Source organism: Ralstonia mojiangensis (assembly GCF_023955645.1).
Lineage (GTDB): Bacteria > Pseudomonadota > Gammaproteobacteria > Burkholderiales > Burkholderiaceae > Ralstonia > Ralstonia mojiangensis.
Window position 1 is genome coordinate 255,746 of record NZ_JAMXHU010000003.1, and the last position, 24,138, is coordinate 279,883.

General features: G+C 62.9%; 20 protein-coding genes. 3 read left to right on the forward strand and 17 right to left on the reverse strand.

The window, feature by feature from the left end; all coding sequences use genetic code 11:
* Positions 1-21: 21 nt before the first annotated feature.
* From ccoG to NG898_RS13300, 7 genes are all read right to left on the reverse strand, one after another.
* Positions 22-1,485: a cytochrome c oxidase accessory protein CcoG gene (gene ccoG, locus NG898_RS13270; protein WP_252692702.1), complete on the reverse strand. Its 1,464-nt coding sequence runs from the start codon at positions 1,483-1,485 to the stop codon at positions 22-24.
* Complete coding sequence (gene ccoP, locus NG898_RS13275) at positions 1,482-2,405, reverse strand: cytochrome-c oxidase, cbb3-type subunit III (protein ID WP_252692703.1); 924 nt, start codon at positions 2,403-2,405, stop codon at positions 1,482-1,484. The genes ccoG and ccoP overlap by 4 nt, the downstream gene beginning before the upstream one ends.
* Positions 2,406-2,417: 12 nt before the next feature.
* Positions 2,418-2,600, reverse strand: coding sequence for a cbb3-type cytochrome oxidase subunit 3 (locus tag NG898_RS13280; protein ID WP_252692704.1), 183 nt, complete (start codon positions 2,598-2,600; stop codon positions 2,418-2,420).
* A gap of 3 nt (positions 2,601-2,603) precedes the next feature.
* Positions 2,604-3,287: a cytochrome-c oxidase, cbb3-type subunit II gene (gene ccoO / locus NG898_RS13285; RefSeq protein WP_252692705.1), complete on the reverse strand. Its 684-nt coding sequence runs from the start codon at positions 3,285-3,287 to the stop codon at positions 2,604-2,606.
* 10 nt (positions 3,288-3,297) lie between these two features.
* Entirely contained in the window at positions 3,298-4,755 is a 1,458-nt protein-coding gene (gene ccoN, locus NG898_RS13290) for a cytochrome-c oxidase, cbb3-type subunit I (RefSeq protein ID WP_092971420.1), read from the reverse strand.
* Between the two features lie 95 nt (positions 4,756-4,850).
* Complete coding sequence (ccoS, locus tag NG898_RS13295; protein ID WP_092971421.1) at positions 4,851-5,030, reverse strand: cbb3-type cytochrome oxidase assembly protein CcoS; 180 nt, start codon at positions 5,028-5,030, stop codon at positions 4,851-4,853.
* Between the two features lie 9 nt (positions 5,031-5,039).
* Positions 5,040-7,583 (reverse strand): heavy metal translocating P-type ATPase, encoded by a 2,544-nt coding sequence (locus NG898_RS13300; protein ID WP_252692706.1) that lies wholly within the window; start codon positions 7,581-7,583, stop codon positions 5,040-5,042.
* A gap of 175 nt (positions 7,584-7,758) precedes the next feature.
* Between NG898_RS13300 and NG898_RS13305 the strand changes: the two genes are divergently transcribed.
* Positions 7,759-8,601 carry a 2-phosphosulfolactate phosphatase gene (locus tag NG898_RS13305; RefSeq protein WP_092971423.1) on the forward strand — a complete coding sequence of 281 codons (843 nt, stop codon included), beginning with the start codon at positions 7,759-7,761 and terminating at the stop codon, positions 8,599-8,601.
* Positions 8,602-8,621: 20 nt separating this feature from the next.
* On the opposite strand, the gene zapE is transcribed toward NG898_RS13305, so the two are convergent.
* The 9 genes from zapE to ugpB all read right to left on the reverse strand — a co-directional run bounded on the left by zapE (position 8,622) and on the right by ugpB (position 20,875).
* Entirely contained in the window at positions 8,622-9,719 is a 1,098-nt protein-coding gene (gene zapE, locus NG898_RS13310; RefSeq protein WP_252692707.1) for a cell division protein ZapE, read from the reverse strand.
* A 101-nt stretch (positions 9,720-9,820) separates the two neighbouring features.
* The gene (lpdA, locus tag NG898_RS13315; RefSeq protein WP_092971425.1) at positions 9,821-11,257 is read right to left on the reverse strand and encodes a dihydrolipoyl dehydrogenase; all 1,437 of its coding nucleotides are present in this window, start codon (positions 11,255-11,257) and stop codon (positions 9,821-9,823) included.
* A 69-nt stretch (positions 11,258-11,326) separates the two neighbouring features.
* Complete coding sequence (odhB, locus tag NG898_RS13320; protein ID WP_024975929.1) at positions 11,327-12,580, reverse strand: 2-oxoglutarate dehydrogenase complex dihydrolipoyllysine-residue succinyltransferase; 1,254 nt, start codon at positions 12,578-12,580, stop codon at positions 11,327-11,329.
* Between the two features lie 134 nt (positions 12,581-12,714).
* Positions 12,715-15,579, reverse strand: a complete 2,865-nt coding sequence (locus NG898_RS13325) for a 2-oxoglutarate dehydrogenase E1 component (protein ID WP_252692708.1) — start codon at positions 15,577-15,579, stop codon at positions 12,715-12,717.
* Positions 15,580-15,870: 291 nt separating this feature from the next.
* A complete protein-coding gene (ugpQ, locus tag NG898_RS13330) occupies positions 15,871-16,623 on the reverse strand; it encodes a glycerophosphodiester phosphodiesterase (protein ID WP_252692709.1) in 753 nt (250 codons plus the stop codon).
* Entirely contained in the window at positions 16,620-17,717 is a 1,098-nt protein-coding gene (locus NG898_RS13335; protein WP_252692710.1) for a sn-glycerol-3-phosphate import ATP-binding protein UgpC, read from the reverse strand. Before NG898_RS13335 ends, ugpQ begins: the two co-directional genes overlap by 4 nt.
* Before the next feature lie 10 nt (positions 17,718-17,727).
* Entirely contained in the window at positions 17,728-18,576 is an 849-nt protein-coding gene (gene ugpE, locus NG898_RS13340; protein WP_092971430.1) for a sn-glycerol-3-phosphate ABC transporter permease UgpE, read from the reverse strand.
* Positions 18,577-18,594: 18 nt separating this feature from the next.
* Positions 18,595-19,476, reverse strand: coding sequence for a sn-glycerol-3-phosphate ABC transporter permease UgpA (gene ugpA, locus NG898_RS13345; RefSeq protein WP_252692711.1), 882 nt, complete (start codon positions 19,474-19,476; stop codon positions 18,595-18,597).
* Positions 19,477-19,552: 76 nt separating this feature from the next.
* Positions 19,553-20,875: a sn-glycerol-3-phosphate ABC transporter substrate-binding protein UgpB gene (gene ugpB, locus NG898_RS13350; protein ID WP_252692712.1), complete on the reverse strand. Its 1,323-nt coding sequence runs from the start codon at positions 20,873-20,875 to the stop codon at positions 19,553-19,555.
* Between the two features lie 196 nt (positions 20,876-21,071).
* On the opposite strand from ugpB, the gene NG898_RS13355 reads away from it, so the two are divergent.
* Positions 21,072-21,965 carry an HAD-IIB family hydrolase gene (locus NG898_RS13355; RefSeq protein ID WP_252692713.1) on the forward strand — a complete coding sequence of 298 codons (894 nt, stop codon included), beginning with the start codon at positions 21,072-21,074 and terminating at the stop codon, positions 21,963-21,965.
* A 169-nt stretch (positions 21,966-22,134) separates the two neighbouring features.
* Positions 22,135-22,464, forward strand: a complete 330-nt coding sequence (locus NG898_RS13360; RefSeq protein ID WP_252692714.1) for a hypothetical protein — start codon at positions 22,135-22,137, stop codon at positions 22,462-22,464.
* 116 nt (positions 22,465-22,580) lie between these two features.
* Here the strand turns inward: NG898_RS13360 and ntrC are convergent, their stop codons facing one another.
* Positions 22,581-24,089 carry a nitrogen regulation protein NR(I) gene (gene ntrC / locus NG898_RS13365; RefSeq protein ID WP_252692715.1) on the reverse strand — a complete coding sequence of 503 codons (1,509 nt, stop codon included), beginning with the start codon at positions 24,087-24,089 and terminating at the stop codon, positions 22,581-22,583.
* Between the last annotated feature and the right edge of the window lie 49 nt (positions 24,090-24,138).

A 24,138-nucleotide genomic window follows, 5' to 3' on the forward strand; every position in this document is an offset into this window, starting at 1 on the left:
CCTCCTGTTGGGGATGCCGCATCAGCGCGGCACGATGAAGCTCGACGGTTCGCGCAGTACGAGGCTGTCGCTACCGCTGTCTGCATGGATGACGAAACGGATTTTGTGCGAGCCGGGGGCGGCATCGTCGGCCGGCCGGCGTACGCGCACAGGCAGCAGTCGGTTAGCCGCCGGCGGCAACTCCAATGTGGTCGACTCGCCGCTGCCGCCCTGCACGTCCAGTTCCGGCATGCCCTCGGCGGTGATGGTCACGCGCATGGGGTGCTCGGACGCGTTCATCAGTTGCAGGCGATAAACGTTCTCGATCTTGCCGCCGTCCACTTCACGCGCCAGCGCACCACGATCACGAATCACGTCAACCTTGAGCGGCTGCCGCATCGCCAATGCCACGATGAACCCGGTGAAGAGCACCAGCATGATTCCGGTATAGATCAGCACACGCGGACGCAGCAGATGTCGCCGGGCTTCCTTCGGGCTGAGCCGATCAAGCATCGCGCGTTCCGACGTGTAGCGGATCAGACCACGCGGGTAGCGCATCTTGTCCATGACCTGGTCACAGGCGTCAATGCAGGCGCCGCAACCGATGCATTCGTATTGCAGCCCTTGGCGGATGTCGATGCCGGTCGGGCATACCTGTACACAGATGCTGCAGTCGACGCAGGCACCCAGACCCTGAGCTTCGAAATCGGCGTTGCGCGAACGGCTGCCGCGCGGCTCGCCGCGCTGCGTGTCATAAGTGACAACGTAGGTATCGGGATCGACCATCACGCTCTGGAAACGAGCGTAGGGACACATGTAGCGGCAGACCTGTTCGCGCATGAAACCGGCGTTACCCCAGGTCGCAAATGCGTAGAACAGCATCCAAAACGTCTGCCAGGGGCCGAGCGACAGCGTCCAGGTCTCCATGCCCAGATCGCGGATTGGCGTGAAGAAGCCCACGAAGGTGAAGCCCGTCCACAGCCCGATGAGGATCCAAGCCGAATGCTTTGCGGCCTTCAGGCGGAATTTGCGCAGGCTCCAGCGCTCACCGTCGAGACGGATGCGCGCGAAGCGATCTCCTTCGATATGCCGCTCGATCCACATGAAAATCTCGGTGTAGACCGTCTGCGGACAGGCATAACCGCAAAAGAGCCGCCCCGCCACCGCCGTAAATAGAAACAGCGCGAGCGCCGACAGCACCAGCAGCAACGTCAGATAGATGACATCCTGCGGCCACAACACGAGGCCAAAGAGGTAGAACTTGCGTGCGCCCAAGTCGAACAGTACTGCTTGGCGACCGTTCCACTGGAACCACGGCAAGCCATAAAAGATGGCTTGCGTGGCCAGCACCAGCCAGACGCGCCAACGCGCGAAGGCGCCGGTCACGGCGCGCGGATAAATCTTGCGCCGGACCTCATAGAGCATCTGCTCGGTGGGTGCGTCTTCGGCGCCCGCCGCCGCAGTGGCGGGCGTCATGGGGCGCCAGGCTGGTTCCTTGTCGCTCATTGCGTGTGACTCGTGTTGCTATTCGACAGACCCCAGACATAGGCCGCCAGCATGCGGATCTTCTCCGGCGAGAGCAGGTTCTCATGTGCCGGCATCGTGTTGTCACGGCCCTTGAGGATGGTCTCGACGATGGTCGCTTCCGAACTGCCGTACAGCCAGACGCGGTCGGTCAGGTTGGGCGCGCCGAGCGCCTGATTGCCCTTGCCGGTTGCCGTGTGGCAAGCCGCGCAGACCGACTTGAACGTCGGTTCGCCACGCGCTGCCTTGATCGGGTCGTAAGACAGGCCCGACAGCGAGCGCACATAGTTGGCCACGTTGACAGCCTGATTGCCGTCCACCACCGCCGCGAGGGATGGCATGACGCCGTGACGCCCCTTGGTGATGGTCGTCAGGATCGTCTCGGGCTCGCCGCCGTACAGCCAGTCGTTGTCGGTCAGGTTCGGGAAGCCCTTCGCGCCGCCAGCGTCCGAGCCATGGCACTGCGCACAGTTGTTCAGGAACAGGCGCTGGCCGATCTCATGGGCCTGCGGGTCGGCGGCGATCTGCTTGATGTCCATGCCGGCATAGCGCTCATAGAGCGGGCGGACCTGAGCATCGGCCGCCGCACGCTGCGAGGCCAGCTCGCCGCGCGTGGAGAAACCAAGCACCCCGCCGTATGCACCCAGGCCGGGGTACAGGATCAGGTATCCCAACGCAAAGATGCACGACAGCAGGAACATCCACATCCACCAGCGCGGCAGCGGATTGTTCAATTCACGCAGATCGCCATCCCAGACATGGCCTGTATCTTCACCGGCGCTGTGCCCCGGTGCCACTTGAATGCGCCGCTGGGAGAACAGCAGCCAGATGCACCACACGATGCCGACCAGGGCGATCGCTGCGATGTAATACCCCCAGAACTCCGAAATGAAGTCGCTCATGATTCTGTGTCCTTATTGATGCGGGCGCGTCGCGTCTGCGCGCGCACCGGCGACCTCGGCCTCATCGGGCAACAGGAACGGCAGCATGGCCGATTCCGCATTCGCAGCGCGGCGATGCGCGGAGAATGCCCACCAGGTAATGCAGACGAACAGCACGAGGAAGACGGCAGTCGCAATTGCACTCAGCATGGCCATGGCTTACTCCTTGGCAGCAACGGTGGCAGGCGCAACAGTCGGCTCGACAGCCACGTCCCGGACGTTGCGCAGTTCCACACCGAGGCCTTGCAGGTAGGCGACCACGGCATCCTCTTCCGTCTTGCCTGCGAGTTGCTCGCGCGCCCCGGCGATCTGCGCATCCGTGTACGGCACACCGAGCTGGCGCAGCACGTGCATCTTCTTTTCGATGTCGCTGTTGTCCAGCGGCGTCTTCGAGAGCCACACATACGACGGCATGTTCGACTCGGGCACCACCTCACGCGGATCGCGCAGGTGGATGCGATGCCAGTCGTCCGAATAGCGCTGCCCCACGCGCGCCAGATCCGGGCCCGTGCGCTTGGAGCCCCACAGGAACGGGTGATCGAACACCGATTCGCCTGCCAGCGAATAGTGGCCATAGCGTTCGGTTTCGGCGCGCAGCGTACGCACTTGCTGCGAGTGGCAGCCGACGCAGCCTTCGCGGATGTAGATGTCGCGCCCCGCCAGCCGCAGCGGCGAATACGGAGCGATGCCCTTGACCGGTTCAGTGGTCGAATGCTGGAAGAACAGCGGCACGATCTGCACTAGGCCTGCAATGCTGACCACCACCAGCGTCAGCACGATCAGGAAGCCGATGTTCTTTTCCAGCGTCTCGTGCGAGAAAAACTTGTTGGATTGGTTGCTCATGTTCCCCTCCTCACTGAGCCGCGACCATCGGGGTCTGGGCCGGTTGAGGAATTGGTGCATCGACGGCCTTGCTGCCCTGGATGGTCTTGAACACGTTGAATGCCATCAGCAGCATGCCGCCCAGGAAGCACAGGCCGCCAGCGAGGCGAATCAGATAGAACGGGTACGTTGCCTTCACCGCTTCAACGAAGCTGTAGGTCAGCGTGCCGTCGGCCTCGGTAGCGCGCCACATCAGACCTTGCATCACGCCAGCAACCCACATGGCAGCGATGTAGAGCACCACGCCGATGGTCGCCACCCAGAAGTGCACCTCGATCAGGCGTGTGCTGTACATCCTCTGTTGGCCAAACAGGCGCGGGATCATGTAGTACATCGAACCGATGGTGATCATTGCCACCCAGCCGAGGGCACCCGAGTGAACGTGGCCGATCGTCCAGTCGGTGTAGTGCGACAGCGCATTGACGGTCTTGATGGACATCATCGAGCCCTCGAACGTCGCCATGCCATAGAACGACAGCGCCACCACGAGGAACTTCAGGATCGGATCGGTGCGCAGTTTGTGCCAGGCGCCCGACAGGGTCATGATCCCGTTGATCATGCCGCCCCACGACGGCGCCAGCAGAATGAGCGAGAACACCATGCCGAGCGACTGAGCCCAGTCAGGCAGTGCGGTGTATTGCAGGTGGTGCGGGCCCGCCCACATGTACGTGAAGTTCAGCGCCCAGAAGTGCACGATTGACAAGCGATACGAATAGATCGGGCGCTCGGCCTGCTTGGGCACGAAGTAATACATCATGCCCAGGAAGCTGGTGGTCAGGAAGAAGCCCACTGCGTTGTGGCCATACCACCATTGCACCATCGCATCCTGCACACCGGCATAAGCCGAATACGACTTAAACAGCGACACAGGCAACTCAGCGTTGTTGACGATATGCAGCAGCGCGATCGTGATGATGTAGGCGCCGAAGAACCAGTTGGCGACGTAGATGTGCCGGGTCTTGCGCTTGGCAATGGTGCCGAAGAAGACTATCGCGTAGGCCACCCACACCACGGTGATCAGGATGTCGATCGGCCATTCGAGTTCGGCGTATTCCTTCGAACTCGTGTAGCCAAGCGGCAGCGTGATGGCGGCGGCCACGATCACTGCCTGCCAGCCCCAGAACGTGAAGGCGGCAAGCTTGTCGGAAAGCAAACGCACCTGGCAGGTACGCTGCACGATGTAGTAAGACGTCGCAAACAGTGCGCTGCCGCCAAACGCAAAGATGACGGCATTCGTGTGCAGAGGACGCAGCCGACCATAGGTCAGCCAAGGCACCCCGAAATTCAGTTGCGGCCAGATCAACTGGGCCGCGATCAGCGCACCGACCGCCATACCGACAATGCCCCAGACGATCGTCATGATCGAGAACTGGCGAACAACGCGGTAGTTGAAGGTCTGGGTGGGCTGCAACGCGCTGGACGATTGCATGCTTGCTCCCCGAGAGTGTTGGTTTGATAGGGTCATGTTAAGAATGAGGCGACATTCGAGTCTTGACGTGCATCAAGGCACCCCAGCCAACGTGGTCAAGTAGTTCCGTCCCGCGACATTGCGTCACGCACCGGGGTATCAGGGTCGAGCAAAATCGATTCAGCCGGCGCCTTGAGATCGTCGTACTGGCCCGAGCCGACCGCCCACCACAGCACCCCGACAATCGCCACAACCAACATCAGCGACAGCGGAATCAGCAGAAACAGCGTTTCCATTTCGGCTCCTTAAGCGGTGCGTGACAAACGCCACGCATTGAGTGCCACCAACAACGACGACACCGACATGCCGATGCCCGCCGCCAGCGGCGACAGCCACCCCAGCGTGGCGAGCGGAATGCTGATCGCGTTGTAGGCGAAAGCCCAGCCGAGGTTCTGGCGCACCACACGCAACGAGCGACGGCCGATCGACACGGCCTCGCTAATGGCAAACAGGCGAGGCTCGGTGAGGATGGCGTCGGCGCCGGCCTGGGCCAGGGGCGCACCCGACCCGATGGCGATGGAGACCTGCGCCTGCGCGAGCAACGGTGCGTCGTTGATGCCGTCGCCGACGGCCAGCACGCGGGCGCCGTCTGCCTGCAGCTTGCGCACGTAGGCACGTTTGTCTTCGGGGCTGACGCCGCCAGCGGCATGGTCGATGCCAAGGCGGTTGGCCCACCAGTGCACGGTCTCGGGCGCATCGCCGGAAACGAGGTGCAAGCGCAATCCTTGTGCGCGCAACGCACTCAGGCATGCAGGCGCATCGGCCCGCGGCGTATCGGCCAGCGTGAACCGCGCGAGAGGTTGGCCATCGCGGCCGAGCCAGACCGACGTGCACGCGGCCGCCGGCGGCACTTCCTCCATCGGCGCTTCCGTGCCGTAACGAATGGAAGCAACGGGCTGATCTGCGTAGTGCTCTGCCGCGAATGACTGCGTGCCAAGACGCACCAATTGGTTATCGGCCAGGGCATACACACCCTGCCCCGGCACATTGGTCACGCGCCCCAACGTTGGCAACGGCATTTCAGCGGAGGTGGCGGCCCGCAGCGACTGGGCGATCGGGTGATTCTCGGATTGCTCCATCACGCATGCCAATGCGAGGCAGTGTTCGGCATCCACATCGGCGAAGGTCTCGATGCTCAGCAAGCGCAAACGCCCCTCGGTGAGCGTGCCGGTCTTGTCGAGCAGCACGTCCGTCACGGCTGCCAGGCTCTCGATCGCGTGGCCGCGCGTGACCAGCACACCGCGCCGTGCCAGCGCTCCACTGGCCGCGGCCAGCGCAGACGGCGTGGCCAACGACAACGCACAGGGGCAACTCACCACCAGCACCGCCACGGTAACGGCAAACATGCGCGTCGGATCGATCCACCACCACGCGATCGCCGTCAGCAGCGCCCAGCCGAGCAACACTGCCACAAAGCGCCCGGCAACACGATCGGCGAGTTCAGCCATGCGTGGCTTGTCCGTCAAGGCGCGTTCCAGCAGATCCACGATGGCGGCAAGGCGCGTCTGGGCGCCTACGCGATTGACACGCACGCGAATGGCGCTGACGACGTTGTAGCTACCTGCCAGCACGGTCGCGCCCACGTCGCGCGGGCGCGGCACGCTTTCACCGGAGAGAAGCGATTCGTCGATCTCAGTGGTGCCGCGTTCAATGGTGCCGTCGGCGGGCAGAACTTCACCGGCGCGCACTTCCACGCAATCGCCTTGCTGCAAGGCTGCAACGGGGATGGTTTCCAGCGCGCCGCTTTCGGCATGGAACCGCCGGCAGGTGGCGGGCAACTGATGCACCAACGCTTCAGCGCCGGAAGCTGCACTCTGCCGCGCACGCAGTTCGAGATAGCGCGCCGCCAGCAGGAAAGCGACGAACATCGTCACGGAATCGAAATACGTTTCGCCATGGCCACGCAATGTGGCGACTACGCTGGCAATGAACGCTGCGCCAATTCCCAGCGCCACGGGCACATCCATGCCGACGTGCGCATGCCGCACTTGCCGCCACGCATTGACGAAAATGGGTCGCGCAGAAATCAACACCACCGGCACGGTCAGCATCAGGCTGGCCCACTGCATCAGGCGCGTCTGGCTCACGGGGATGTCGCTGCCGTGCAGGTACACCGGCCACGCGTACATCATCACTTGCATCATCCCGAGCATCGCCAGCCCCAAGCGGATCAGCAGGCTGCGGCGTTCACGCGCCTCGGCAGTGCGGCGGGCAGATGGCTGGTCGGGCCACGCCTCGTATCCGACGTCGGCAATGGCAGCAAACACCGCGGACAGCCGCATCGCCCCTGCATCTCCGACGATGCGCGCACGTTCAGTGGCGTAATTGACGGTGGCTTCGCGCACGCCCGGCACTCGCGAGAGCGCACGCTCGATCAGCCAGACGCATGCAGCGCAACGCATGCCGCTGATCGCAAGGGAAAGTTCTTCCGCGCCGTCAGCGCGCGTGCGCACGAAGCGCTCACGCATGACGGGCAGATCGTAGGTTGCCCAAACAGCTTCGGCTTCGGTGCGACGGTCACCTTCGACGGGCTTGGCGAAAGCGATTGGGCCGTCATAGACGTGGCCCATGCCGGAGGCGTGCAGCGTTTGCGCGACAGCCTGGCAGCCGGCACAGCAAAATTCCCGAGACTTGCCGCCGATGTCAGCGCGGAGAGCGGTGGCGCCATCCAGTGGCGATGCGCAGTGATAGCAGGTGATGCGCGACGCGGCGGCTCCGCTCGGACCCGTAGGCGAGCCTATGCCGGCAACCGGCGCGGTTGGATGGTTGGGGGCGAATATCGTCGTCATTATGAGGACGATGCTAGCCAGCATCCCCCGGCGCGCCCTTGATACGCATCAAGCGCGGCCCAATAAGAATCAGTCGAAAATGCGACCCTCAGCGCACCTCAACATGCCCACTTTCCCATAAAAAAATAAGCCGCCTATAGTGAATAGCTGCACCAGCCAAACAGGAGGGCGCGACATGGCAACCGAATTCAGCCTGTACAACATCCACTGCGAATGGGGCGAGCACGGAGCATCCGCGCTGGCGCCACATTGCGACGCCGTCATCGTGGTGGACGTGCTGTCCTTCTGCACTTGTGTGGATGTGGCCGTGGCGCGCGGGGCACGCATCTATCCGTACCCATGGCGCGACGCCAGCGCTGAAACCTTCGCGCGCCGTGCCGGGGCCATGCTGGCGGGCCACAACCGCAGTCAGGCGGGGTATACGCTCTCGCCAACGTCGCTGCGGGAATTGCCAATGGGCAGCAACCTCGTCCTGCCCTCGCCTAATGGGGCAACGCTCGCACTCGCCACCGGATCGACGCCGACGTTTGCAGGTTGCCTGCGCAATGCGCGCGCGGTGGCTGAAGCAGCATCGCGGCTGGGCCGCCGCGTGGCCGTGGTGGCCTCAGGAGAACGCTGGGCCGATGGCAGCCTGCGCCCCGCCCTTGAAGACTGGCTGGCTGCCGGTGCGATCGTGCATCACCTGTCGGAAACGGTGGCGGGGTTCTTGCCGCAAGCGCTCTCGCCCGAAGCGCTCGCCGCTCGCGCGATTTATCGCGAGGCGTCGCAGACCGGAATGATGAAAGCGTGGTTGCTTGATTCTGTGTCGGGCCGCGAACTGTGCGAACGCGGCTTTACCGAAGACGTGACCATGGCGTCGCAAACCGATGTGAGCAATGTCGCGCCCATGCTGGTGGAAGGCGCGTTCCGCAACGTCAATCGCAAAACCGAGCGCCTGCCGCAAGACTTCTTTGGCGCCAGCTTGCGGCCCTCGCAGGCGCCGCCGTCGCATCGCAATTCGCCGCCGACGTCACACTAGGCACGCGGCAGTGCGCGAAGTCAGGTAAGGGATGTATCCACTTCGCGGCGAGGTGCCTCGAGGTATTCGCGCGACTGCATCTCGACGATACGTGACACGGTGCGCTGAAATTCATTGGCCATCTGGCCTTCGGTGTAAAGCTCGTCTGCCGGCACCTCCGCCGACATCAGCAGCTTGACCTTGTGGTCGTAGAACACGTCGATCAGCCACGTGAAGCGGCGCGCCTCGGATGCCATGCGCGGCGTCATCTTCGGCACATCGGCCAGGATAACGGTGTGAAAGCGCGAAGCGATCTCCAAATAATCGTTCTGCGAGCGCGGGCCACCACACAGCGTGGCGAAGTCGAACCACACCACACCGCCGGCCTTGCGCGCCGCACGAATCTCACGATGCTCGATGCGCAGCACCGGCGACTCGTCCGGCACTCCGGCCACCGCCGTAAACGCATCGCGCAACGCCGAATTGGCCTTCGCGCCCAGCGGCGTGTAGTAGGCCTGCACTTGCTCCATCGCGCGCTTGCGGTAATCAACGCCCGCGTCGACGTTGAGAACGTCGAGCTTCTCCTGCAGCAGCGCAATGGCCGGCAGCACACGGTCGCGGTGCAGGCCGTCCGGATACAGCAAGTCGGGCCGATAGTTGGACGTCATCACAAACTGCACGCCGTTGGCAAACAGCTGATCGAGCAAGCGGTGCAGGATCATCGCGTCGGCAACGTCGCTGACGTGGAATTCATCAAAGCAGATCAGGCGGTAGCGCTTGGCGATGCGGCGGGCCAGTTCGTCCAGCGGATCAGCGCGGCCGCGCAGTTCTTCCAGTTGACGATGTACTTCACGCATGAACTCGTGAAAGTGCAGACGCGTCTTGCGGACCAACGGCACGCAGCTATAGAACGCATCCATCAGGAACGACTTGCCGCGCCCCACCCCGCCCCACATGTAGACGCCACGGGGCAAATCCGGGCGCACGAGCATCTTGCGCAGCGCAGTCGAACGACGGGCCTTGTAGGCAACCCATTCGTCGTAGCACCGCTGCAGGCGATCGACGGCGCGTTGTTGCGCTTCGTCGGGCTGATAGCCGCGCGCCTTCAGTTCCTGTAGGTAGGTTTCCTGGACGTTCATCTGCTTGATGTGCTTGGGGCACCGTTTGCGGGCCCAAATGGACCAATGCCCGGCAATCTTGTGGATTCACCGGGCATCGTGCTTGCCTTGCGGCTTGCGATTTACATATTGAGCTGACGCTTGTCGACCGCCAGCGCAGCTTCGCGCATCACTTCCGACATCGACGGGTGCGGATGGCAGATACGGCCGATATCTTCAGCTGCAGCCTTGAACTCCATCGCCACCACGGCTTCGGCAACCAGGTCCGAGGCGTTGGCCGCCACGATGTGCACGCCCAGGATTTCATCGGTCTTCGCATCAGCGATGACTTTCACGAAACCGTCGGATGCGCCCATGCCCAGTGCACGGCCGTTCGCCATAAACGGGAACTGGCCGGCCTTGGTCTCGCGGCCTTCGGCCTTGAGCTGCTGCTCGGTCTTGCCCACCCATGCAATTTCCGGGTACGTGTAGATAACCCACGGAATGCAGTTGTAGTCGATGTGCGGCTTCTGACCAACGATGCGCTCGGCCACGGCCACGCCTTCGTCTTCTGCCTTGTGCGCCAGCATCGGGCCGCGCACGACGTCACCGATCGCCCACAGGTTCGGCAGCTTGGTGGCGCAGTGTTCGTCCACCTCGATAAAGCCACGCTGATCCGCCGCCAGGCCGATCGCTTCCAGGCCCAGGTTGTCGGTGTTCGGCACGCGGCCGATCGACACGATCAGCTTGTCGCACTCCAGCACTTGTGCAGCGCCGGCAGCGTCCGTGTAGTTGACCTTCACGCCCTTGCCCGACGATTCGATCTCGCCGACCTTCACGCCGACGTTGATCTTCAGACCCTGCTTGGTCAGCAGCTTGTTGGCTTCCTTGGCAACGGATTCGTCAGCCGCACCGAGGAAGCTCGGCAGCGCTTCGAGAATCGTCACTTCGGCACCCAGACGGCGCCACACCGAGCCCAGCTCCAGGCCGATCACGCCAGCACCGATCACGCCCAGCTTCTTCGGCACTTCGCCAAACTTCAGTGCGCCTTCGTTGTCGGCAATGGTCACGTTGTCGACCTTCACGCCCGGCAGATGGCGAGCCTTCGAGCCCGTGGCGATGATCACGTGCTTGGCGGTCACGACTTCCGTGCCGGCCTTGCCTGCGATTTCGACCTGATAGCCCGCGTCGGTCTTGCCGACGAACTTGCCGTGGCCCTTGAGCAGCGTCACCTTGTTCTTGCGGAACAGGAACTCGATGCCCTTCGTCATCTTGCCGACGATGTCGTCCTTGCGCTTGAGCATCTTGGCCACGTCGACCTTGACGCCGTCCACCGTGATGCCGTGGTCGGCCAGATGGTGGTTTACGTTCTCGAACTCTTCCGACGAGGCCAGCAGCGCCTTCGAGGGAATGCAGCCGACGTTCAGGCAGGTGCCACCCAGGCGCGGCTCGCCCTTCGGATCGTCGTAGGCGTTGTCTTCGCAGCAGGCCACGTTCAGGCCCAGCTGGCCAGCGCGGATGGCGGCGATGTAGCCACCGGGGCCGGCGCCGATCACCAGCACGTCAAATTCTTTGCTCATGGAGAAATCCTCGATTCGGACGCCGCTGCACCCAACGGGCTGCGGCGTCTCAGGTCATCAACGCGTCGATTACAGGTCCAGCAGCAGGCGTGCGGGATCTTCCAGCGCTTCCTTCATTGCGACCAGGCCCAGCACGGCTTCACGGCCGTCGATGATGCGGTGGTCGTAGGACATGGCCAGGTAGTTCATCGGGCGGACCACGACTTGGCCGTTCTCCACCACGGCGCGATCCTTGGTGGCGTGCACGCCCAGGATGGCCGATTGCGGCGGGTTGATGATCGGGGTCGACAGCATCGAGCCGAACGTGCCGCCGTTCGAGATCGAGAACGTACCGCCGGTCAGGTCGTCCAGCGTCAGCTTGCCGTCCTTGGCCTTCTGGCCGAACTCAGCGATCTTCTTCTCGATGTCGGCCAGGCTCATCTGGTCGGCATTGCGCAGGATGGGCACCACCAGGCCGCGCGGCGAGCCGACAGCGATACCGATGTCGAAGTAGCCGTGGTAGACGATGTCATTGCCGTCAACCGAAGCGTTGATGACCGGGTACTTCTTGAGCGCGTGGACAGCCGCCTTCACGAAGAACGACATGAAGCCTAGCTTCACGCCATGGGTCTTCTCGAACTGGTCCTTGAACTTGGCGCGCAAGTCCATCACCGGCTTCATGTTGACTTCGTTGAAGGTGGTGAGGATGGCGTTGGTCGATTGCGATTGCACCAGACGCTCGGCGATACGGGCACGCAGGCGGCTCATCGGCACGCGCTCTTCCGGACGGTCGCCCAGGGCGGCGAAGTCCACCGGAGCAGCAACCTGCTGCAGCGCCGGACGTGCGGCTTGCGGAGCAGCAGCGGCAGCCGGCTTGGCGCCACCAGCCACGGCACCCAGCACGTCGCCCTTGGTGATGCGGCCATCGCGGCCCGTGCCCGCCACTTGGCCAGCCGACAGGTTGTTCTCGGCCATCAGCTTGGCGGCCGACGGCATGGCCACGCCACCCGCGGCAGCGGCAGCCGGAGCGGCAGCAGCCGGCGCCGGTGCAGCGGCTGCGGGAGCCGGTGCAGCAGCAGCCGGAGCGGCGGCGCCTGCCTTGCCTTCGGTGTCGATCTTGGCCAGCAGCTGTTCCGACGTCACGGTTGCGCCGTCCGCCACCAGCACTTCGGCCAGTACGCCAGCCGACGGGGCCGGCACTTCCAGCACGACCTTGTCGGTCTCGACTTCGATCAGGATTTCATCCTGGGCCACGGCTTCGCCCGGCTTCTTCTTCCAGGAGATCAGCGTGCCTTCTTCAACGGACTCGGAAAACTGCGGGACCTTGACTTCAACGATAGCCATTTCGGTGCTTCCTTGGATTCATGTGCGCGTGCCCCTCTTCTTCGGGAGCCGCGCTAATTCGATATACGGTGGAATTCGGTAGCGAAGATGCGTCAAGGCGACAGCCGAAGCTGCCGCCTTGGTGCAGATGTCGCTTACTTGTTCAGCACGAAGCCCTTGAGCTTGCCAAACGCGGCATCGATCAGCGCCTTCTGCTGCTCGTTGTGCTTCGCGTAATAGCCCACGGCCGGCGATGCCGATGCCGGGCGGCCTGCGTAGCCCAGCTTCTGACCTTCGGTCATGTTCTCCAGGATGTAGTGCTGCACGAAGAACCAGGCACCCTGGTTCTGCGGCTCGTCCTGGCACCACACCACTTCAGCAAGGTTCGGATACTTCTTCAGCTCGGCTGCGAACGCCTTGTGCGGGAACGGATAGAGCTGTTCCACACGGATGATGGCCGTGTCGGTCTGGCCACGTTCCTTACGGGCGTTGACCAGGTCGTAGTAGACCTTGCCCGAGCAGGCCACGACGCGCTTGACCTTGGCGGCGTTCAGATCTTCGGCCGTATCGGCGATCACCGTTTCGAAATGGCCCTTGGCCAGATCCGACAGGGGCGACACGGCATCCTTGCTGCGCAGCAGCGACTTCGGCGTCAGGATGATCAGCGGCTTGCGGAACATCCGGATCATCTGGCGACGCAGCAGGTGGAAGATCTGCGCCGGCGTGGTCGGCTGCACCACTTGCATGTTGTGGTCTGCGCAGAGCTGGAGGTAGCGCTCCAGGCGTGCCGAGCTGTGCTCCGGACCTTGGCCTTCGTAGCCATGCGGCAGCATCAGCGTCAGACCCGAGGCACGACCCCACTTAACTTCGCCCGACGAGATGAACTGATCGATCACGACCTGTGCGCCGTTGGCGAAGTCACCGAACTGGGCTTCCCAGATCACCAGGGTGTTCGGCTCAGCCGACGAATAGCCGTACTCGAAGCCCATCACGGCCTCTTCCGACAGCACCGAGTCGATCACCGTAAAGGGAGCTTGGCTCTCCGACACATTCTGCAGCGGGATGTAGCTGCCGGCGTCCCAACGCTCGCGGTTCTGATCGTGCAGGACTGCGTGACGGTGCGTGAACGTACCGCGACCCGCATCCTGACCGGTGATACGCACCGGGTAGCCAGACGCCACCAGCGATGCGAAGGCCAGGTGCTCGCCCATACCCCAGTCCAGCGACAGCTCGCCCTTGCCCATCTTGGCGCGGTTGTTGACGACGTTCTCAACCAGCGGGTGCAGCTTGAAGTGATCCGGGATGGCGGTGATGCGCTCGGCCAGACGCTTGAGTTCGGCCATCGGCACAGCGGTATCGGCCGCATCCGTCCATTTGCGGTTCAGGAACGGCAGCCAATCCACTGCGAACTTGTTCTTGAAGTTCGACAGCACCGGGTCGACCGTGTGCTTGCCCGCGTCCATGGCGGCACGGAATTCCTGCACCAGGGCGTCCGGCTCTTCGGTCTTCAGCGTGTTCTGCGTGACGAGCTTGTCTGCGTAGAGCTTGCGCGTGCCGGGGTGCGTGCCGATCTTCTTGTACATCAGCGGCTGCGTCATTGCCGGCGTGTCTTGCTCGTTGTGGCCGAGCTTACGGAAGCAGATGATGTCGACCGCAATGTCCTTCTGGAACTCGGTACGGAAGTCCACGGCCAGTTGCATGGCCAGGACGACGGCTTCCGGATCGTCGCCGTTCACGTGCAGAACCGGCGCTTCGATCATCTTGACCACGTCGGTACAGTACAGCGTCGAGCGCGAGTCGCGCGGGTCCGACGTCGTGAAACCGATCTGGTTGTTGATAACGATATGGATCGTGCCGCCCGTGCCGTAACCGCGCGTTTGCGCGAGGTTCAGCGTTTCCATCACGACGCCCTGGCCAGCGAAGGCCGCGTCACCGTGCACCTGTACAGCCAGCACTTGCGCGCCGTGTTTGTCGTCGCGGCGCTCCTGACGCGCCTTGACCGAGCCTTCCACGACCGGGTTGACGATTTCCAGGTGCGACGGGTTGAACGCCAGCGACAGGTGGACGGGGCCGCCCGGCGTGGTCACATCGCTCGAGAAGCCTTTGTGGTACTTCACGTCGCCAGCCGGCAGGTCGTCCACGTGCTTGCCTTCGAATTCGGCAAACAGGTCGGCGGGCATCTTGCCCAGCGTGTTGACCAGCACGTTCAAACGGCCGCGGTGGGCCATGCCGATCACGATTTCCTGCACGCCCTTGGCGCCGGAATGCTGGATCAGTTCGTCCATGGCCGCGATGAAGCTTTCGCCGCCTTCCAGCGAGAAACGCTTCTGACCGACGTACTTCGTATGCAGGAAGCGCTCGAGGCCTTCAGCGGCCGTCAGGCGTTCCAGGATGTGCTTTTTCTTTTCAGCCGAGAACGTCGGCTTGGAGCGAATGGTTTCCAGACGCTCTTGCCACCAGCGCTTTTGCGCCTGGTCGCTGATGTACATGAACTCGGCGCCGATCGAGCCGCAGTACGTTTCGCGCAGGTTGTTGACCAGCTCGCGCAGGCTCATCGATTCCTTGCCGAAATACGTGTTGCTGGCATTGAAGATGATGTCCTGATCGGCTTCAGTGAAACCGTAGAAAGCCGGGTCCAGATCCGGCACCGGCGGGCGCTCCTGACGCTTGAGCGGATCAAGATCAGCCCAACGCAGGCCCACATTGCGGTACGCGGCGATCAGCTGCGTGGCCGACACGCGCTTGCGACCCATATCGGAATCGGCAGACGCGACAATCGTCTTGATCGGGCCAGCCTTGGCGCGCTCGGCGAACGACGTGACGATGGGGGCGTGGGCGATATCCCGGGCGTTGGAACCGTCGACGGCGGGGACGTTCTGCAGCGCATCGAAGTACGCGCGCAGTGCCTCGCTAACGGACGTGGGATCTTGAAGGTACGCTTCGTACTGATCTTCAACGTAGGCGGCGTTACCGCCGGACAGGTACGAAGTGTCCAGGTACTGCTTATACAGCTCTGTCATGGGGCGCTCACTTTTCTCCGGGTCTGCCGGAGTTCAGCGGGTTCATCAACCTTCCGCGACACGGCTTGACCGGTTAGCGGATCGCAAACTAAATCGCCTGAAATCACCTGGTCGGACCGGATCGCGCAAGGCAGAAAGGAGGTACCGAGACAGCTTTTACAGACAAGTTGTGCGGGAAGGACCTAAGTCTTCACGGAGGGGAAGCATAGCATGTTTATAAGCAATATTCTGATTCTTTGACGTGACAAAGGACCGTTGTTATGCCACGTCAAAGCCATGCCTTGATCACATTCAGGCGGGCGAAATTCGGTCGACCCAATCGGTGATCAAGCCGTCCAGCCCCGCGCTCCAGAGCAACTGCGCGCGATCCAGATCGTTGACCGTATAGCAGCAGACGCGGAAGCCTGCGGCATGTGCCGCGTCAATGATTTCAGGCGTCAGTTCGCGATGGTTGGCGTCGAGCGCAACGCAATCCAATGCGCGCAGTCGGTCAAGCCAATCGGCGGGCAGTTTGTCGAGCAGCAATGCGCGGGGCAATTCGGGCACAGCTTCGCGCGCGGCGGCCAGCGCATCCTCGGAAAACGACGACAGCAGCGGCGGCACGTCGGCGCCGGCCCACAGCGTGCGGGCGTCGAGCGCCACAGCGGCGCCCGTGCGCCACTCCGCGCCTGGCACCGGCTTGATCTCGATATTGGCGAGGAAGTTGTTGGCGCGAAGGTAGCGTGCGATGGCTGCCAGCGTCGGCACCGGCTCACCCGCGTAGGTAGCGCTGTGCCAACTGCCGGCGTCCAGTTGTGCAATCTGACCAAGCGTGAGCGCATCGAGGCGGCCTGCGCCATTCGTGGTGCGATCCAGCGTGGCGTCGTGCAACAGGACCGATGCGCCGTCGCCGGAAAGCTTCACGTCGAATTCGAACATGCGGTAGCCGAACGACGCGCCATGGCGGAAGGCCCCCAGCGTGTTCTCCGGCGCCAGCTTCCCCGCGCCGCGGTGCGCAATGGCGCGTGGATACGGCCAGTCCGGCAAGGCGCGTGCGCCGGTCATGCCAGCGCCTCGATGCGGCGGGTGGTTTGCGGGTCGAACCAGTGCAAGTGTTCGGCGGCCGCGGTGATCGGCAGCTTGTCACCGGCTTTTACGCTGGCATGCGGCTCCAGCCGGACCACGACCGGATGACCAGCCAGCGCACCATACGCAAATGCATCTGCACCAAGGGCTTCGACCACGCGCACGTCGATCAAGGCGATGGCTTGGTCAGCGGAGCACGGTTCGATGTGTTCGGGGCGCAAACCCATCAGCGCGTGCTCAGGCAGATGAAGACCCATCGGCAGATGGCCGAGCGTGGCGGGAGTGTCGCCCTCCTTCGCACCATCCACCCGGATCTGCGTGTCGCCGCCGGCATTGCGCGACACGGGCACGAGGTTCATCGGCGGCGAGCCGATGAAGCCTGCCACGAACGTGCTGGCCGGACGCGAGTACACCTCAAGCGGCGTGCCGATCTGCTCGACGCGGCCGCCGTTGAGCACCATCATGCGATCGGCCAGCGTCATCGCTTCGACCTGATCGTGCGTGACATACAGGCTCGTCGTGCGCAGACGGCGATGCAGATCCTTCAGTTCCAGACGCATCTGCACGCGCAGCTTGGCATCCAGGTTGGAGAGCGGTTCGTCGAACAGGAACACAGCCGGCTCACGCACGATCGCGCGGCCCATGGCCACACGCTGGCGTTGGCCGCCCGAGAGTTGGCGCGGCTTGCGATCCAGCAGCTTGCCGAGCTCAAGAATGCCTGCGGCCTGTTCCACACGCGCTTGAATATCGCTCTTGGGCAAGCCGCGGATCTTCAGCCCGTAGGCCATGTTGTCGAACACGCTCATGTGCGGATACAGCGCGTAGTTCTGAAACACCATCGCGATATCGCGCTCGGCCGGTTCCAGTTCGTTGACGACGCGGTCCCCAATCCACACTTCGCCGCCGGTGATGGGCTCCAGACCCGCCACCATGCGTAGCAGCGTGGACTTGCCGCAGCCCGACGGGCCGACGATAACGATGAACTCCCCGTCGCCGATTTCCATGTCGATGCCGTGCACGACCTGGAGGTTGGCGTAGTGCTTCTGGACGTTGCGTAGCGAAAGTTTTGCCATCTTGCTTCTTTTACTTTTCGGTTTCGACGAGGCCCTTCACGAACCACCGCTGCATGCCGATCACGATTGCCGCAGGCGGCAACATGGCCAGCATCACGGTGGCCATCAGCAGGTTCCAGTCGGTGGCGGAATCGCCGGAGCGGGAGATCATTTGCGTCACGCCCAGCACGATGGGCGTCATGTTCTTCTCGGTCGTGATCAAGAGCGGCCAGAGGTACTGGTTCCAGCCGTAAATGAACTGGATCACGAACAGCGCCGCGATGCTGGTGCGCGAGAGCGGCAGCACCACGTCCCAGAAAAATTTGAGCGGGCCGGCGCCATCGATGCGCGCAGCTTCCGCCAGTTCATCGGGAATGGTCAGGAAGAACTGCCGGAACAGGAACGTGGCCGTGGCCGATGCGATGATCGGAATCGTCATCCCAGCGTAAGTGTTCAGCATGCCGAGATCCGACACCACCTTGTATGTGGGCAGGATCCGCACTTCCACCGGCAGCATCAGCGTGACGAAGATGAGCCAGAAGAACGTCTTGCGCAGCGGGAACTTGAAATAGACGATCGCGAAGGCCGAGATGATGGAAATCGCGATCTTCCCGAGCGAGATGCCCAACGCCATGATCAGGCTGTTCATGAGCATGGTGCCGACCGGCGTGGCCGAGTTGCCCATGCCCGACGTGAGCACCGTGCGATAGTTTTCGATGAGGTGCGGACCAGGAATCAGCGTCATCGGCGCTTGCAGCACGTCTTCGGCCGTCAACGACGACGCGACGAATACGACGTACACCGGAAACGCCACGACGATCACGCCGAGAATCAGCACGACGTGGGTGAGGAAGTCCAGGAATGGACGGCGTTCAATCATGGTGCGGTTGCCCTCCTTTCAGTATTGGACTTTGCGTTCAACGTAACGGAACTGGACGATCGTCAGCACGATCACCAGGCCCATGAGGATCACCGACTGAGCCGCCGATCCACCGATATCGAGACCCCGCACACCGTCTTGATAGACCTTGAACACCAGCGTCTCCGTCGCCTTGAACGGGCCGCCCTGCGTGACCGAATCGATGATGGCGAAGGTGTCGAAAAACGCGTACACGACGTTCACCACCATCAGGAAGAACGTGGTGGGCGACAGCAGCGGGAACACGATCGACCAGAAACGCTTCCACGGCCCGGCACCGTCAATGGCGGCCGCTTCGATCAGCGACTTCGAAATGCTTTGCAGCCCCGCCAGGAAGAAGAGGAAGTTGTAGCTGATCTGCTTCCACGCCGCGATGATGACCACCAGCGTCAGCGCCTGGCCGCCGTTGAGCACGAAGTTCCAGTCCACGCCCATCTTGCGGATCACGAACGACACGATGCCCAGCGAGGGGTTGAAGAGGAAGCTCCATAGCACGCCCGCCACGGCCGGCGCGATGGCGTACGGCCAGATCAGCAGGGTCTTGTAGAACGTGGCGCCACGCAGCGCGCGATCGGCAAAATACGCCAGCGCCAGCGAGGTGCCCAGACCCACCAGCGCGACGCCAATGGCGAACACCGCCGTGGTCTGGAATGACCCGAGGTAAGTCGGATCGTTGAAGAGGTCACGAAAGTTCTCCAGCCCCACGAATTCGAGGTTGATGCCGAAGGCATCCTGGCGCAGCAGCGACTGATACAGCGCCTGCCCCGCGGGCCAGAAGAAGAACACCAGAGTGATGACGATCTGCGGGGCAACCAGCACATACGGCAGCCAGCGCGACCGAAAAACGACGCGTTTTTCCATGCGACATTCCAAAAACGCACCGCCGGCCCGTGCGAGCGCACGAGGCCGGCGGTTTAGACGAGCACCGAATCGGCGCTTATTCCTTGACGGTCTTCTCGAAACGGGCGAGCAGCTCGTTGCCGCGTGACACAGCCGTGTCCAGCGCTTCCTTCGGCGTCTTCTTGCCGGCCCAGACGGCTTCCAGCTCTTCGTCGATCACCTGGCGAATCTGCGGGAAGTTGCCCAGACGAATGCCGCGCGACTTGTCGGTCGTCTTGACGATCATCTGCTTGACGGCCACGTCGGCGCCCGGGTTCTTGTCATAGAAACCGGACTTCTTGGTCAGCTCATACGCTTCCATCGTAACAGGCAGGTAGCCAGTCGACTGGTGCCAGTCGGACTGGATATCCGGACGCGACAGGAAGGTGAAGAACTTGGCCACGCCCTTGTATTCGTCAGCCTTGTGGCCGCCCATCACCCACAGCGAAGCGCCGCCGATGATCGTGTTCTGAGGGGCACCCGCCACACCGGCTTCGTACGGCAGAGGCGCCGGGCTGAAGGCGAACTTGGTGCCGACGCCCTTGCGGATGTTCGCCAGCGCTGCCGACGAACCCGTGTGCATGGCGCACTCACCCGCGATGAACTTCGCCTTCGGCTCGTCCTTGCGGCCGGCGTAGGTGAAGTAGCCCTTCTTCTCCATGTCGAGCAGGTTCTCGATGTGCTTGATCTGCACGGGGCCATTGAAGTTCAAGCGAGCCTTTGCGCCGCCAAAACCGTTGTTCTCCGTGGCGAACGACACGTTGTGCCACGCCGAGAAGCTTTCCAGATGCACCCACGACTGCCAGTCGGTCGTGTAGCCGCAGGCCACGCCCGCTGCCTTCAGCTTGGCCGCGTCGACAGCCACTTCCTGCCACGTTGCGGGCGGCTTGTTCGGGTCAAGGCCGGCCTTCTTGAAGGCGTCCTTGTTGTAATACATGATCGTCGTCGAGCTGTTGAACGGGAACGACAGCATCTCGCCCTTGTTCGACGTGTAGTAACCAGCCACGGCCGGCACGTAGGCCTTCGGGTCAAACTTCTCGCCAGCGTCCTTCATGATCTTGGCGACCGGCACAATGGCGCCCTTGGCGTTCATCATGGTGGCGGTGCCCACCTCGAACACTTGCAGAATGGCCGGTGCGTTGCCCGCGCGGAATGCCGCGATGCCCGCAGCCAGCGATTCATCGTACTGGCCCTTGTAGACCGGCACGATCTTGTAGTCAGACTGGCTGGCGTTGAACTTGGTGGCGATCTCGTTCACCTTGTCGTTCAAGGCGCCTTCCATCGAATGCCACCACTGGATTTCCGTCACAGCGTACGCGCCTTGCGCAAACGTACACGCGGCCAGTACTGCTGCGGCCCCCGCAATCTTCTTGATCGACATCATTTCTCCTTGTTTCGACCCGGCGGGCTCCCTCGCTCCGCCCACGGCGCGCCGACTGTATATGCACGGTCGGTCATTTTTATGACAGCGGGATGTTACTTCCCTTTCTGTCACAAAGAAATCGGGAAATCCCTCCAAGGTTTGGCTTGCAACGGCCGTTAGAATGATTCAAGACACTCTCTTTTGCACGCGCAGCATGCTCGCCCAACCCACCACTCCTGCCACTCCGGACTCGCCTGAAACCACGCCCGTCATCGCCGAGCGGCGAGTTCCGCTGGCCCTGCATCAACTCTCGGATGATGCACTGCGCAATATCACCGGCGTCTTTACCGACGTGGATGGCACCCTCACCACGAGGGGTAAGCTCCCCGCGCAGACGTACTCGGCGCTGGAGCGTTTGCATCGTGCCGGCATCAGGGTTGTGCCGGTCACCGGCCGCTCGATTGCCTGGTGCGAAGTCATCGCGCGGCTTTGGCCTGTTGACGCGGTGATCGGCGAGAACGGCGCGTTTGCCATGCGCGTCGATTCGCGCGGGCATCTGGCCACCGACTTTGTTGACGACGCCCAAACGCGCGCGCGCAATCTGGAGCGCATCCGAGAAGTCGGAGCGGAGATCAGGCGCGCCGTGCCGGGTTCAGCGCTGGCGACGGATCAAGCTTGGCACGCAGCGGATCTCGCTGTCGATCATGCTGAGCAAGTCCCGCCGCTGCCGCAGCACGCCGTGCAGCACATCGTCGACATCATGCGCACGCACGGCATGCACGCCACGGTCAGTTCGATTCACGTGAACGGCTGGTTCGGCAAGCACGACAAGCTGAGCGCCAGCGTGTCGCTCGCGCGCCGCGCATTCGGTATCGACTTGCATGCCGAACGTGAACGCTGGGTGTTCGTGGGGGACTCGGCCAACGATGCTGCAATGTTCGAGTTCTTCCCGCTCTCGGTGGGTGTGGCCAATGTGCTGGACGTGATCGATACGCTGCCCGTGCCGCCCGCTTACCTTACAGAGGCTGAAGGCGGCGGCGGCTTTGCCGAAGTCGCTGAACGCATCCTTGAGGCGCGCTCCCTCGCCCTGCCCGCACCGCGCGGCTGACCCAGACATCTTTGCACCGCAACACGACGTGGAGCTTCTGCGGCGCTTGCCGCACGCGGCACGCCGCTTGCGCCGAAATTGGGCGTTGCACCGCTTTGCACCATGTGACGGCCTCATAACGGTGCATGCGGTGCCAACGCCTTTTCTACGCAACCGACAGGAGCCCTCCATGCAAACAGAGAAACTGCGCCAGCGTTTTGAACATGCGGAAAGCACCATCGCCGAACTGGCCCGGACCTGCGCCTCGCACAAGGACGTGCCTGACTCGCTGAAGCAATCGATCCAGCAACTGAACGACCAGGCCCGCCAATGCCACTCGCGGCTGGAAGGCGCTGAAGACCAGCAGACCTTCGTCGAGGCTATCGACGAGCTCGAAGCCTGCTCCGACCGCGCGAAGATGGCCTGCCAGAACGCCACCGGCAAGGTGGACCATTCTGTGGAATCTGCCGTGATGCGCGCGCATGAAGAACTGTCGCAGCTGAAGCACAAGCTGCACTAAGCGCGGCACGCATTCGCGACGCACAAAAAAAAGGGCGGACTCCCTTACCGGAAATCCGCCCAATCCCAATCGCCAAGCTCGACGATATTCGGTGGACTGGCCCTGCTGACGGCGCGTCAGTCGAAGCCAAGCTCCTGCAATTTGCGTGTGATGGTGTTGCGGCCGATGCCCAGGCGTGTTGCCGCCTCGACACGGCGCCCGCGCGTAACACCAAGCGCAGCCTCCAGAATTGCCTTCTCGAAGCGACGCGTCAGCGCGTCCATCACGTCAGGCTGGCCCGCTTCGAGCATGGCCTTGGCCTCGCCTGCGAGCGCGCGCTCCCAGCCTGCGGCGATGGATGCGCCCACTGAAGTGGTTGAGAGCAACGTATCGACCGACGGCGTAACACCATACGGTTCGCCACCATGCGACGGCTCGCCGATAAAGGCCGGGCGCGCCGGGGCATCGCCCATGGCCGGCAGCATCTGCGCGTTGCCTCGCACCAGATCGGCGGGCAGATCCTTGCTTTCAATGGTCTGCGCCGGCGCCATCACGGTCAGCCAGTTGCAGAGGTTTTCCAGTTGCCGCACGTTGCCCGGGAACGGCAGCGTGGCGATATGTGCCAGCGCATCGTCCGACATACGCTTGGGCTCCACGCCCAGTTCCTTGGCGCTCTTCTGCAGGAAATGGCGCGCCAGCAGCGTGATGTCTTCCGGACGTTCACGCAGCGCCGGCAAGCGCAAACGGATCACGTTCAGGCGGTGAAACAAGTCCTCGCGGAACAGGCCGTCCTTGACGCGCGTTTCAAGATTCTGGTGCGTGGCCGCGATGACGCGCACGTTGGCCTTGAGCGGGTTGTGACCGCCCACGCGATAGAAGTGTCCGTCCGACAGCACGCGCAGCAACCGCGTCTGCAGATCGAACGGCATGTCGCCGATTTCATCGAGGAACAGCGTGCCGCCCTCGGCTTGCTCGAAGCGGCCGCGGCGCATGGTTTGCGCGCCGGTAAAGGCGCCACGCTCATGGCCGAACAGTTCGGATTCCAGCAGATCTTTCGGAATCGCCGCCGTATTCAGCGCGATGAAGGGGCCGCTAGCACGCGGGCTGTGCTTATGCAGCGCCCGGGCCACCAGCTCTTTACCCGTGCCGGATTCGCCGGTGATCAGCACCGTCACATTGGACTGCGACAACCGCCCAATCGCGCGGAACACGTCCTGCATGGCCGGCGCCTGCCCGAGAATCTCAGGCGCATCGCTCAGGCGATCGTCGATTTCCTCCTCGCGCAGGCTCTCCTCCAGCGCGCGGCGGATCAGCTCGACCGCGCGATCCACGTCGAACGGCTTGGCCAGGTATTCAAACGCGCCGCCCTGGAACGCCGCCACGGCGCTATCCAGGTCCGAATACGCGGTCATGATGATGACCGGCAGCCCCGGGTGCTTGGCCTTGATGGCCTGCAGCAGATCCAGCCCCGAGCCGCCCGGCATGCGGACGTCGGAGATCAGGACTTGCGGCGTTTCTTCGTCGAGCGCATTGAGCGCATCGCGCACGTTGGTAAAGCTGCGCGAGAGCAGGCTCTCACGCGCCAGCGCCTTCTCAAGGACCCAGCGGATGGATTGATCGTCGTCGACTATCCAGATTGGCTTCATGTGTTGGTTCGTCTGCTTGACTTCGTCTCGCCTGGGCCTTCTCGCGCTG